The organism is Pseudocitrobacter cyperus, assembly GCF_039889165.1.
Taxonomy (GTDB): Bacteria; Pseudomonadota; Gammaproteobacteria; order Enterobacterales; family Enterobacteriaceae; genus Pseudocitrobacter; species Pseudocitrobacter cyperus.
This window is the reverse complement of sequence record NZ_JAYMYY010000003.1, coordinates 452,339-466,735: the sequence shown is the minus strand read 5'-3', so window position 1 is coordinate 466,735 and position 14,397 is coordinate 452,339. Positions and strand designations below refer to the sequence as shown.

Sequence of the window (14,397 nt, the reverse complement as noted above, 5' to 3'; positions counted from 1 at the left end):
ACATTAAAAACGCCATTCGACCTGGCAGCAAAAGGTTTCAAACTGACGTCAGGTCTATTATCATCGGCATATTACATATGAGCCGCGTACTGCTCGGGCCCGAAAAGGAATGAAATCACTATGCGCTGTAAAACGCTGACTGCTGCCGCAGCGGTTCTTCTGATGTTGACCGCAGGCTGTTCCACTCTGGAGCGAGTGGTTTACCGTCCTGACATCAATCAGGGAAACTATCTGGCACCTAACGATATTTCAAAAATCCGCGTCGGCATGACCCAACAACAGGTCGCTTATGCATTAGGTACCCCGATGATGTCCGATCCGTTCGGCACCAACACCTGGTTCTACGTATTCCGCCAGCAGCCAGGTCATGAAAAAGTGACTCAGCAGACGCTGACGCTGACCTTCAACAGCAGCGGTGTACTGACAAACATTGATAACAAACCTGCGCTTACCGGCGAGTAAGTTCAGCGATAAAAAAAAGCGCTCATTGAGCGCTTTTTTATTGGAAAATCAGGATTTCCCCGCAGATTTTTCCGCTCGTTGACGACGCAACTCTTTCGGGTCGGCAATCAACGGGCGATAAATTTCGACCCGGTCGCCATCCTGCACCACATCCTGCAATTTCACCGGGCGGCTGTAGATACCGACTTTATTTTTCGCAAGATCGATATCATCGCGCAGCGCCAGAATGCCGCTTGCCAGAATGGCCTGCTCGACGGTTGCGCCCTCTTCCAGCGTCACGCGTTGCAAATACTGTTTTTGCGGCAGCGCATAAGCCACCTCAACCACAATCTTACCCGGCACTGTAAACCTCTCTGGCGCGCATCGTAAACGCCTGCACCATATTCAGCGCTAACTCTTTAAAGATGCGGCCAAACGCCATTTCAATCAGCTTATTGGTAAATTCAAAGTCGAGCTGAAACTCGATTTTGCAGGCATCCTGACTCAATGGGATAAATTTCCAGCCGCCAATCAATTTTTTAAACGGGCCATCGACCAGATGCATCAAAATGCTCTGGTTGCTGGTTAAGACATTACGCGTCGTGAACGTCTTGCTGATACCCGCCTTCGACACATCGACCGCTGCCGTCATTTGCGTCGGCCCCGACTCAATCACGCGACTTCCCGTGCAGCCCGGTAAAAAATCTGGGTAAGCATTAACATCGTTGACAAGGGTATACATCTGCTCCGCGCTGTAGGGCACAAGCGCAGTACGGCTAATCTGAGGCATAGCAATTTCCATGTTCGAACACGGGCTAAATAGTATCATTTATCTACGGTTAAAAAAAACGTTCAGCGGCAACTCGTGCTAAGATAGCGCATTGCGCCTCGCGGGAGCTTGAGGCAGATGTGTATGAAATTAGCGATGACTTCAGGATACTATGACTAAGAAAAAAGCACACAAACCTGGATCGGCCACCATTGCGCTGAACAAACGCGCCCGCCACGATTACTTTATTGAAGATGAGTACGAAGCGGGTCTCTCACTGCAAGGCTGGGAGGTTAAATCCCTGCGCGCCGGTAAAGCCAATATTGGCGACAGCTACGTGATCCTCAAAGATGGCGAAGCGTATCTCTTCGGTGCAAACTTCACGCCGCTGACGGTCGCCTCTTCTCACTACGTCTGCGACCCGACACGCACTCGTAAGCTGTTACTAAATCAGCGTGAACTGGATACCCTCATTGGTAAGATCAATCGTGATGGTTACACAGTAGTCGCCCTTTCGCTGTACTGGAAAAATGCCTGGTGCAAAGTCAAAATTGGCGTGGCAAAAGGCAAGCAGCACCACGACAAGCGTAATGACGTCAAAGATCGCGAATGGAAACTGGATAAAGCTCGTATCATGAAGAATGCCGGACGCTAAATCCCCTGGTTCACACCCGTCCTCTGCAAATGAGTACGGGTGATTGTTCCAAATCCCCTGCCTGTTCTACCCCCATGAAAGATAAAGACAATCACACCGTTCTTTTGAGAATATATTCTCTGACACCAATCCTCCTACTTCTTCCTCATTGTTTTTACGAAAGAATATATTTTTATCACTTTATCGAACTGACTGAATAAAATTAATTTTCTCTCGTTATTAATTAAGCCTCAGATCACGGATATATCATATTTCCAGTATCTCAATTACATTCCAAAATTAATAAAAAACGCTCATAAAAATAATTCAGACATTTCCTAAAGCCGCCTTACCACAACCTTTTTTGCACGTAACTTTCATGACTTAACTAAAATCAATTCAGCCTACGCCTCTTGTATCAGTAATTAAACTCATACAATTTCATGGTGTTAAAAAATGTAACTCTGGGCACCCACTCAAAAGACCACACGAATATAAGAGTTATTAATCCCCCACAAAATGCTGGTATTACCGATAGTTAGCAAGCTTTTCATTTTCTGTCTGTTTGCGATTTGTCTTATATCTGGCTATATCAAAAACAGTAGATCACCGCCTTTAAGGCGATTAAAAGCAGGATATTAAATTTCATAAAGTAATTAATTAATTCTTCGCCAAATCATATTTTAAGAATATTCCTAACCACTATTCCTGGTGTGGACGCTAGCGCTTTGCCCGCATTTTTAGTGAAAGGAAAAATCGCAAGAAATATGACGACACGAAAATCCAGGGCTGTCGAATAACCGAATATCGCCATTGCGATCAACCTGTTCAACTCGGATGGAGTGACACCATGCGTTCTGTATCGATTATCTCAAAAATGAGTACTGTCGCCACTACGACTGAAACTAACAGCGTGACGTTAACTGCTCCTTCGATTGTCAAAATTAAGGTCGATCGTGACGATGTCGCTTCGATGCAGCGTACTAACCAGGATCTGGTTATCACCCTGAAAAATGGTGAAACCGTTACGGTGAAAAATTTTTACGTCACATCGGATCTCGGGCACAGTGAACTGGTTCTCGAAGAAGAAAACGGTGCCCTCTGGTGGGTTCAGGATACGGATGGCGCATTCCACTTCCAGCAACTCAACAGCATCGATGAACTGCTGATTACCGCGGAAGGTGGGCACGAAGGCGGCGCCATCTGGCCGTGGTTGTTAGGCGGGGCGGCAGTTGCCGCAGGGATTGGTATCGCGGCCTCTAACAGCAACGGCGGCGGAAGCCATCACAACGATGACGATGGAGTGACCACTCCAGGAACGCCCAATCCCACCGTTGATACCACACCACCGGGTGCGCCGACTAATCTGGCTATCTCCCCGGACGGTAAAACAATCACCGGTAACGCAGAACCCGGTAGCACGATTATCATCCGCGATCCTGATGGCAATGTTATTGGCACGGGCAAAACGGGTAATGACGGTAAGTTTACCGTTGGCCTCGATAAACCCCAGTTAAATGGCGAGCACCTGACGGTAGAAGCGAAAGATCCGTCCAATAATACCGGGCCATCCACACCGATCACCGCCCCGGATACCACCGCCCCTGATGCGCCAACGGATCTCGCGGTATCCAACGATGGTAAGAGCGTCACCGGCAACGCTGAACCTGGCAGCACCGTTACGATTCGTGACCCTAACGGCAATGTCATCGGGACAGGCACGGCGGGAAGCGACGGGAAATTTACCGTCGAACTGAACACACCACAAACTAACGGTGAGCATCTGACGGCTGAAGCTAAAGATCCCGCCGGGAATACCAGCCCAACCTCCAGCGTTACTGCGCACGATACCACCGCCCCTTCCGCACCTTCAGGGCTGAACATCAACGAAGAAGGCACCACTCTGACCGGGAAAGCAGAGGCGGGTAGTACGGTAAAAGTGACAGATAACGAAGGGAACCTGATCGGCACAGGGAAAGCCGATGCCAACGGAAACTTCACGATAACCCTGACATCGCCACAAACGGATGGCGAAAGGCTCTCCGTTACCGCAACCGACGCCGCTGGCAACCAAAGCGCTCCGGCCAATATTGTCGCGCCCAACCCAACTGAAGAGCCTCTTAACCTCCTCAGCCGCGTGGTGGATGACGTAGGTTCGATCACGGGGACATTGACCTCTGATCAAAACACTGACGATAGCCGCCCAACGTTTAGTGGCCGTGGTGAGGCCGGAAGCACCATAAATCTGTTTGATAATGGCGTGAAGATTGGCGAAGTCGTGGTTGGCAGCAACGGCACATGGAGCTTTACGCCCACCACGCCGCTGCAGGATGGCGCGCACTCGATTATCGCCACCGGGGCCGCCACGCCTGACAGCTCCATTACCGGTTTCAGCTTTGTGGTCGATACATTAAAACCCGCAGCGCCTTCTGAATTGGTCACCGCTGAAGATGGTGCATCCATCTCCGGTAAGGCTGAAGCAGGCAGCACGGTCGTGATTAAAGATGCCGATGGCACGATTATCGGCACGGGGATCACCGGAAGTAATGGCAGTTTTACGATCCCCCTCTCCCCGGCGCAAATTACCGGTGAACAGCTTACCGCCACGGCGGCAGACAAAGCAGGGAACGTCAGTGACCCGGCAACTGCGCTCTCGCCAGATAAAATCGCCCCCAATATCCCCACTATCACCGGGGTGCTGGATAATGAACCGACCATTACCGGCAATATCGTAAACGGTAAATCAACGGATGATACCACCCCGACCATCAACGGCAGCGGCGAACCCAACAGCGTAATCACCATCTATGGCAACAACGCCGTGATTGGCACGGTTGAAGCGGATGAATCAGGTAACTGGTCTTTCACCCCTACCACGCCACTTACCGAGGGCACCTGGAATATTCAGACCACGGCGACGGACGCGTCGGGCAACACCAGCGATAAATCCCCAGGTTTCACCATTCGGGTTGATATTACTGCGCCTGACGCTCCGTCATTCGTCTCGGTCACGGGAAATGCAGGCGGCAGTGATGTCAACGTCGCCAACGGCGGTATTACAAACGATGCCACCCCAACCCTTCGTGGCCAGGCGGAAGCAGGCAGCACGGTCACGCTTTGGGCGACGCTCAACGGCGTGCGTACCGAAATTGGTACCGTCACAGCAGACCCGCAGGGGAACTGGAGCCTGACTATCGCCCAGCCGCTGGTGAACGGCAACTACACCGTAACGGCCACCGCAACAGACAGCGCGGGCAACGTAAGCGGTGAGTCGCAGGAACAAACCTTCACCGTCGATTTGCTGGCCCCTGATGCGCCAACAGGTTTAATCATTTCTGAGGATGGCAGCACAGTAACCGGCAGTGCTGAAGCCAACAGTACCGTCACGATCAAAGATGCGAACGGTAATATTCTCGGTTCAGATACCGCAGATGGCGATGGCAATTTCAGCATCACGCTGACGCCAGCGCAGGATAATAACCAGATTCTTTCCGTCACCGCCACCGACAGCGCCGGGAATATCAGCCAGCCGAGCGGCATTCAGGCGCCCGATCTGATTGCGCCGGATGCACCTGATAACTTGCTGGTATCCGAGGACGGCACAAAAGTGACCGGTACGGCAGAGCCCGGCAGCACCGTCGCCATTACCGACGCAGGAGGCAACCCGCTGGGCAACGCCACCGCGGGCGACGATGGCAAATTCGAAGTGGTTCTGACCACGCCGCAAAAAAATGGCGAGCAGTTGACGGCAATCGCCACCGATAACGCCGGGAACAACAGCGATGGCGCGACGGTCAATGCGCCGGATATCACTCCCCCATCGATTCCGGTCTTCGGTGATGTCATTGATGATGTGCCGGAAGGCGAAGGCGCGCTCACCAGCGGGAAAACCACGAACGATCCGCGTCCGACCTTCAACGGCGAAACGGAAGCAAACGCGACAATCAGCATCTACGACAATGGTGTCAAAATTGGCGAAGCCGTGGCTAACGATCGGGGCGTGTGGGCCTTCACGCCAGAGAGTGACCTGAGCCCCGGTAGCCATACGTTCACCCTGACGTCCACCGATGAAAGCGGCAATACCAGCGACAAATCGGGCTCCTTCAACATCATTGTTGATACTGCCGTGCCGACTCTGCCGGTTATCACGCACCTGACGGACGATCAAGACCCGAGCACTGGCTTTGTGAACAACGGGCAGTCCACCAACGATGATTTGCCGCAGATTAACGGGACGGGGGCGGTCGGCTCGACGATCTCTGTTTTCGAAGGCGATAATCTGCTGGGTACCGCCCTTGTGGACACCAACGGCACCTGGACTTTACAACTGACCGAGCCACTGGGAGAAGGCCCGCATAACCTGACCCTGAGCGCAGAAAATGCCGCCGGGAATACGATTGCAAACGACACGCCATTCACCTTCACCGTCGATACCGAAGCACCGGATGCGCCGAGCATTATCCTGGTCACCGATGATGTTGGCGCCTATCAGGGCGAACTGAACAGCGGTGACACCACCGATGACCGCCGTCCAACCTTCTCCGGTACAGCGGAACCTAACACGCAGGTCAAAATCTATGATGGGCAGACGCTGCTCGGCACGGCAACGGTTGGCAGTAACGGTGAATGGTCTCTGACGCCAACCCTCGCGCTGGCAGAAGGTGAGCATGATCTGCGCTTTGTTACCGTCGATGGCGCAGGCAACGTTGGGGTGGAAACACCGTTTACCTTAACGGTCGATACCAGCGCCTCCGTCGCCCCGGCCATTACTTCCATTGCCGATGATGTCGGCCTGTATAAGGGCAACCTGGCCAATAATCAGGTGACCGACGACACCCAGCCGACGCTGAACGGCACCGGGCCTGAAGGGGCGACAATCACCATCTACGACAATGGCGAAGAGATTGGCACCGCTACGGTAGAAGACGGTATCTGGGACTTTACCCCTGAAACGGCGCTGGAAGGCGGGGAACATATCTTCACCGTCACCTCAACCAACGCCGCCGGTAACGTCAGCCCGGCCTCTCCGCCGTTCACCATCAACATCGATGTGGACGCGCCAGTCAAACCGGCGATTGGCGAAGTCACGGACAACGTTGATGAAAACACCGGCCCACTGGCCTCTGGCGACGAAACCAACGATCCCCTGCCCACGGTTAGCGGCACCGGCAACGAAGGCGATACCATCACCCTCTACAATGGCAACACGGTGCTGGGCACAACGATTGTGGGCGAAGATGGCCGCTGGAGCCTGACACCGAATAACGCGTTAACAGAGGGAACCTACCAACTGCACGTTACGGCGACCGATCCGGCAGGTAACGTCAGCGAACCGTCAGATGAGTTTGAAATCCGGGTCGATCTCTCCGCGCCTGCAGATCCTGAGCTGGTCAGCGTGGAAGATAATACCAACCCCACCACGGTTCCGATAGATAGCGGCGATCGCACCGTAGATTCCACGCCGCTGCTGACCGGCACCGCCGATGGCAATACGCTGATTACTATTCTGGTGGACGGCGTGGCGGTGGGCACCACTACGTCCGATGCCAACGGCGACTGGAGCTTTATCCCACCGACAGCGCTCACCGATGGGCCACATACGATTACGCTAACCGCAACGGACTCTGCGGGTAACACCACCCAGCCAGGCGGTAACTTCATCCTGACGGTGGATACGACCGGCCCGGATCTGCCGGTAATCGACAGCATTACCGATGATGTTGGCAGTATTAACAACGAGTTAAAAGGTGGCGGCCTGACGGACGACAATCGCCCTACCTTCACCGGCACCGCCGAAGCAAATGGCATGGTGATTATTTTCGCCAACGGCGCGGAGATTGGCCGTGTAGATGTCGATGCTGGTGGTAACTGGAGCTTTACCCCGGACGCAACCAGCCCGCTCGCCGACGGTGATAATGTCATCACTTTCCAGGCCATCGACGATCTTGGCAACGAAGGCCCGACGTCCGATGGCATCACCCTGCGCGTGGACACCGATGCGCCGGATGCGCCCACCAACATTCAGCTTGGCGACGATGGCAGCAGCATTACCGGGCAGGCTGAGGCGAATAGCACCGTTATCATCTACAACCAGAGTGGCACTGAAATTGGTAGAACAACCGCGACGGGGCTGGGTTACTTCGAGACGACTCTCAGCCCACTTCCGGCGCAAGGCAGCCTGATTAGCGTCAACGCCCAGGATCGGGCCGGAAACCTCAGCGAGCCGGCACAGGTTAGCGTCGTGCCACCTACAGAGCCGTCGGTACCTATCATCATCAACATTGAAGATAACGTTGGCCCGCAACAAGGCTCACTTGATAGCGGCGACAGCACCGATGATACTGCGCCCGTTATTACCGGCACCGCAGGCGTGGGTTCCGTGGTGTACGTTAAGATTGATACACAAGAATTTGGCCCTATTGATACGGACGAGAATGGCGCATGGACCTTTACCCCTAATCCGACACTGAGCGAAGGTACACATACGATCTCCGCCCGCGCTGAAATTGGCGGCGAAACCAGTGCGCAATCAACCGTCATCACCATCACGGTTGACGTCACCCCACCTGCCGTCGCCACTATCGCCAGCGTCACCGACGATGTTGGTGCCGTCACCGGCCCGGTACTGAGCGGCGGCTCAACGGATGATACACAGCCTACGCTGCGCGGTACGGCAACAGGTAGCGCTCGCGTCGACATTTACAACGGTGAAACACTGATTGGCTCTGCCACCGTTAACGCCCAGGGTAACTGGGTGTTCACGCCGGGCACCGCCCTGCAACCTGGTAACTACGCCTTTACCGCCGTCGCCGTCGATGCTGCGGGGAATGCCGCCGCGGAGTCCAACACCTGGACCGTCACCATTGATACCACTACACCAACAGCGCCGACGCTGGACGCCGTGGTGGATAACATTGGCGACGTCACGGGGACGCTCAACAACAATGACCGCACCGACGACACGCAACCGGCTCTGAGCGGAACGGCTGCGTCTGGCTCCACCATTATTATTTACGATAATAACGTTGAGATTGGCCGTACAACGGCCGTAAACGGTAGCTGGAGTTTCACCCCAACCACGCCGCTGGGTGAAGGTAGCCATAGCCTGACGCTGACCGCTACCAACGGTGCGGGCAACACCAGTGCGCCGAGCGCGCCATTCGTACTGGTTGTCGATACCGTCGCGCCAAACCGCCCGGTATTGACGGGCGTCACCGATGGCGAAGAGCCGGTAACTGGCGCGCTGATCAACAATCAGGCCACCAACGATACTCAGCCAACCTTTAGCGGCACTGCAGAACCGGGTTCTACAGTAACCATTTTCGATAATGGCAATGAAGTTGACACCGTACTGGTTCCGGGTTCAGGTAACTGGAGCTGGACGCCAGACGCCCCGCTCGCTGAGGGCCCACACGCCATAACGTTGACGACCACAGACGCCGCGGGTAACACCAGCACTGCAACGGCTCCCTTTACTGTCGTGGTCGATACGGCTGCGCCAAACGCGCCATCCGCCATCACCGCGCTGGACAGCGTGGAGCCAAATACCGGTGCCATCACTGAAGGTCAACAAACCAATGAAAACCGTCCTGTTCTGAGCGGCACTGTTGAACCCAATGCCACAGTCCAGATCCTCGATAACGGTAACCCCATTGGCAGCGTCAAGGCGGATGCTACCGGTAACTGGACATTTACCCCCACCAGCGACCTCGCGGATGGCGACCATCAGTTGACCGTCACCGCCACCGACGGCGCCGGCAACGTCAGTGCCCCATCTCCGGCACTCAATATCGTGGTGGATACCACCGGGCCTGCCGCGCCGACCATCGTTAACGCAACAGACAACGTTGGAAGCATTACCAATCCGCTGCTGAGCGGCAATACTACCGACGACAACACGCCGACGCTGAACGGTACGACGGATGCTTTCGCAACGGTTGCTGTGCTGGACAATGGAGTACAAATTGGCACTGCCGTCGCCGATGAAAACGGTAACTGGTTCTTTACGCCGCAAACGCCGTTAGGCAATGGCAGCCACGCCTTCACCACGGTCGCCACTGATCTGGCGGGCAATATCGGGGCAACATCCCCTGCCTTTACGTTGATTGTCGACACCACACCGCCAGCCGCGCCAGTGATTATTCAGGCCGCGGACAACGTTGGCCCCGTTCAGTCGCCGCTGTTGAACAATCAGTCCACTGATGACACCACCCCTACCCTGAGCGGCACCGGGGAAGCAGGGGCGACGATAACCATCCGCGATAACGGTAACGTCATTGGTACTGCTCTGGTCGGCAGCGACAATAGCTGGAGCTTTACACCATCGACCGCACTGACGCCGGGGAGTCACACCCTCACCGCCACCGCAACGGATAGCGCAGGCAACACCGGCGCGGTATCGGGTAACTTCGTCCTGACCGTCGATCTCACCCCGCCGAACGCCCCGGTGATTACGGCTGCCGCAGATGATGCAGGCACAATTAAAGGCTCCCTGATCAGCGGCCAGGTAACTGACGATACCCGGCCGACGCTTAGCGGAACGGGTGAAGCAGGCGCAACCATTACCGTTTATGACAACGGCACATTGCTTGGCTCCACTATTGTTGAAAGCGGCGGTACCTGGAGCTTCACGCCGCCACGGGATCTGACTACGGGCTCGCACAACCTGACCGCAACGGCAACTGACCCGGCGGGTAACACAGGGAGCGCATCGGCACCATGGAATGTCATGGTCGACACCACCGCGCCGAACGCGCCGATAATCACCACGGTGACAGATAACCAGGGCAGCGTAACCGGGACGCTCGGCATAGGCCAGCCTACCGATGACACCACCCCGACGCTGAGCGGTACCGCAGAGGCCAACGCGACCATTACTCTCTATGATAATGGCGTAGCGGTGGGCACCACCCAGGCCGATGGCGCAGGCAACTGGAGCATGACCACTCCAGCATTAACCGAGGGATCACACACCTTCACCGCCAGAGCGACCGACGCGGCAGGCAACACCGGTTCCGCTTCGGCAGTTACCACGGTGAATGTGGATCTCACGCCGCCTCCGGCACCAACTGACCTGGTGGTAAACAGCACTGGCAATCAGGTTACTGGCCATGCGGAAGCGGGTAGTACCGTAACCATTCTGAGTTCAACGGGGACGGTACTGGGCACTGGCGTTGCCGATGGCCTCGGCAACTTTACCGCCACGATCTCGCCTGCCCAGACCAGCGGTCAAACGCTTCAGGCATACGCAACCGACGTCGCGGGTAACGTCGGTCAGCCAGGCAACGTCACCGCGCCGTTTACCGGCTTGCCAACCACGCCGATCATCACCACGATTTTTGATGATGTCGGCACCCTTCAGGGGAACATAGGCAATAACCAGAGCACCAACGATAATCGCCCGGCCATCAGCGGCACCGCACAGGCGCTGTCAACGGTGACTATCTACAACAACGGTACGCTGCTGGGCACCGTCGTCGCAAATAGCAGCGGCGCATGGAGTTTCACGCCCACCACGCCGCTTACGGAGGGGCTGCATGCCATCACCGCCACGGCAACCAACCCGAACGGTGTCAGTAGCCCATCTACGGCTATCAACATCACGGTGGATACCGTCGCGCCAGGTACGCCAACGGCAACTATCAGCGCCGATGGCTTCACGGTTAGCGGCACAGCGGAAGCCAACAGCACCGTTAGCGTCACGGTTCCCGGTCAGGCTACACCGCTGACTGCAACAACCGATGCGAACGGCAACTGGGCTCTGAGCCTGCCAACGCGCTTAATCAATGGCGAACAGGTATCGGCTATCGCGACCGACGCCGCAGGCAACAGTTCGCAACAGGGGCTGGCGACCGCGCCAGTACTCCCTGTCGCCGCCAGCGATAACGTCGTTAATCTTGAGCTACAAACCAGTGCCACCGTCACCAGCGAAGAGCACAGCGACTACGGTTTCCTGCTGGTTGGCGCACTGGGTAACGTGGCGTCGGCGCTGGGTGACGATACGGCGCAAGTCCTGTTCTCCGTAGATGCCGGCGGTAGCGGTACGGCAGTCATTGAAGCCGCAGCGACCGGGGCGGTGCTTTCACTGCTGAACTCACTGGAAATTGCGGTGCAGAAATATGACACCGACCTTCAGGCCTGGGTCACGCTTTATGACACCTCTCTGCCACAGTTTGCCAACCTGTTAACCATTGGCGCATCCGGCGTGCGTATGACGCTGGATAACCTGGATGGCGGCCAGTATCGGGTACTGAGCTTCAACACCAGTCTGCTGGCGGTCGGCTCGTACACGAGCCTTGATGTTGCCCTGGTGAAAACCAGCGCGGGGACGGTGACGGCTGGCGCGACCGAAAACGGCAACGTCATCACCGATGTCGATCCCAACAACGGTGGTGATGTCGCGCCGGCTGGCACACAGGTGACGTCAATCACGAATGCCAGTAACGTGACCACCGTCGTGGGTGCAGGCGGAGCCGATATCGCCGGTAAGTACGGCACGCTGCATATCAATCAGGACGGCAGCTACACCTATACACTGACCAACAACAGCGTTTCGGTGGTCGGGCGTTCTGAAAGCTTCGTCTATACCATTACGCAGGGATCGAACAGCTCTTCTGCAAACCTGGTTATCACACTGGGTGCCACCGTACCGCCGAGTTCCATTACTGCCGCCGATGATTCCGCATCGCTTCAGTTTGATACCACCGTCACCGCGGTAGATAACGGCACCCGCTCGCAATCCAGCTTTAGCCTGGCAGAAGTCAACCTGGGCACAGTGGTGGATGTCGCCCTGCTGAATAAAATAGAAAACCCGATTATTTACACCGTCGAAGGGGGAACAACGCGGACATTATCGATTGGCGCAAGCGTGGGGGGTGTTGCGCTGCTCTCCGTGTTCGACCTGTATATTTATCGCTATAACCCGGAAACTCAAAAGTATGAACAGTTCCGCCATGTGGAGGACTGGCTGGAAGCGCCATTACTGGGAGGCGTGACCGATGAGGACTACGTGGTAACGCTGCCAGAAGGCAAATACCTGGTGACGTTAAATGCGGTGGAAGGCATTAACGTCGCGACGGGTTATACGCTGAAGATCAATGGCGATCATACGTACAGCGTGAAAAGTTCGACCGCCAGCACCACGGGCGATGTGCTGGATAACGACGCGGGTGCGGCAAACGGCCAGGTTACCGAAGTCAATGGCGTTGCGGTTTCGGCCAGTGGCCCCACCACCATTAACGGCCTGTACGGCACACTGACCATTGATGCGCAGGGGAATTACACCTACACCCTGAAATCCGGCCTTGGCGCGGACAGCATCAAAACACCGGACAGTTTCGTTTATACGGTAAGAGCCGCCAATGGCGATACCAGCACCGCCTCGCTGAACATACAGCCAACCGCAAAACCAGTCGATGCGGTGAATGACACCAGCAGCGCGATGGTACTAAACACCGCGCAGGTCTTCGCGGCTTCACCGACGATTAGCGCAGGCTCCGCCACCATCGCCGCGCGCACCACCGACGCATCGAGCAGCGCCACGTTTGATGTTGCGGAAGGCACCGCGCTGAAGAGCCTGTCAGTGACCTTTGCTATCTCGCAGTTGACTAACCTCAATCTGAGCATCAATAGCTGGTCAATTTACGAAGGCTCAACCCTTATCTATCAGGGTACGCCTATCGCCCAGGGGCAGTACACATTGACCAACTCCAGAACGCTGACCCTTGGCGGGCTGGAGCTGGACGCCGGGCACTATACGCTGAACTTTAACGCGCATCTCAGTTCCGCTGCGCTGCTGAGCTCGGTAACGGTCACGCCGACAATCAACGGCACAGCGTATGATCTCGATAACTTCCTGATCAACAACAGCGCCCACACGGTTAATGGCAACATCTATAACGGAAACGACTCCGCCGGGGCAGTGGATCAGCTTGCTTCTGCGCAAACCGTGCTGACCGTAAGCGGCAGCGGCGGCAGCCAGACGCTCAACCCAACGCTGGACAGCAACGCTGCGGCCACGGTTCAGGGCACCTACGGCTCGCTGCGCATCGCCATTGACGGCTCGTATACCTACACCCTGAAAGCGGGCCTGCATCCGGGCGATATCACCACGAAGGAGACCTTCACTTACACGCTGAACGATCAAAAAGGTCACATGGATACTGCGACCCTGACCATCAACATGAACCCGCAGTTCACCAGCACGTCGCAGTCGGATGTGATCCACGGTTCAGCCTACGGTGACACATTAATTTATGACCTGCTGAACAGTGCCGATAACAGAGGAGGCAACGGTAGCGATCGCTGGGATAACTTCTCACTCGCTCAGGGCGACAAAATTGATATCGGCGACCTGCTGGTGGGCTGGAATGGTCAGCAATCGTCACTCGGTAACTACCTGAGCGTAACAACCAACGGCGGTAACACGGTGATCTCCATTGACCGTGACGGCACCGGCACTACCCATAGTTCAACCACGCTCATTACCCTGGAGAACGTACAAACCACACTGAATGACCTGATCGAACAGAACCATATTGTGACCTGATAGTTA

Annotated in this window: 5 protein-coding genes; 3 read left to right on the top strand and 2 right to left on the bottom strand. The window is 55.7% G+C overall.

The genetic code is table 11. From position 1 onward, the window contains the following. Positions 1–120: 120 nt before the first annotated feature. Positions 121–462 carry an outer membrane protein assembly factor BamE gene (bamE, locus tag VSR74_RS13785; protein WP_347795217.1) on the top strand — a complete coding sequence of 114 codons (342 nt, stop codon included), beginning with the start codon at positions 121–123 and terminating at the stop codon, positions 460–462. A gap of 48 nt (positions 463–510) precedes the next feature. On the opposite strand, the gene VSR74_RS13780 is transcribed toward bamE, so the two are convergent. Both VSR74_RS13780 and VSR74_RS13775 read right to left on the bottom strand, forming a co-directional pair. Further along, the gene (locus tag VSR74_RS13780; protein WP_347795216.1) at positions 511–804 is read right to left on the bottom strand and encodes an RnfH family protein; all 294 of its coding nucleotides are present in this window, start codon (positions 802–804) and stop codon (positions 511–513) included. Next, on the bottom strand, positions 794–1,231 hold the full coding sequence (locus tag VSR74_RS13775) for a type II toxin-antitoxin system RatA family toxin (RefSeq protein WP_347795215.1): 438 nt from the start codon (positions 1,229–1,231) through the stop codon (positions 794–796). Before VSR74_RS13775 ends, VSR74_RS13780 begins: the two co-directional genes overlap by 11 nt. Positions 1,232–1,382: 151 nt before the next feature. Between VSR74_RS13775 and smpB the strand changes: the two genes are divergently transcribed. Both smpB and VSR74_RS13765 read left to right on the top strand, forming a co-directional pair. Next, complete coding sequence (smpB, locus tag VSR74_RS13770) at positions 1,383–1,865, top strand: SsrA-binding protein SmpB (protein ID WP_347795214.1); 483 nt, start codon at positions 1,383–1,385, stop codon at positions 1,863–1,865. A gap of 829 nt (positions 1,866–2,694) precedes the next feature. Beyond that, positions 2,695–14,391 (top strand): BapA/Bap/LapF family large adhesin, encoded by an 11,697-nt coding sequence (locus tag VSR74_RS13765; protein WP_347795213.1) that lies wholly within the window; start codon positions 2,695–2,697, stop codon positions 14,389–14,391. Positions 14,392–14,397 lie beyond the last annotated feature (6 nt).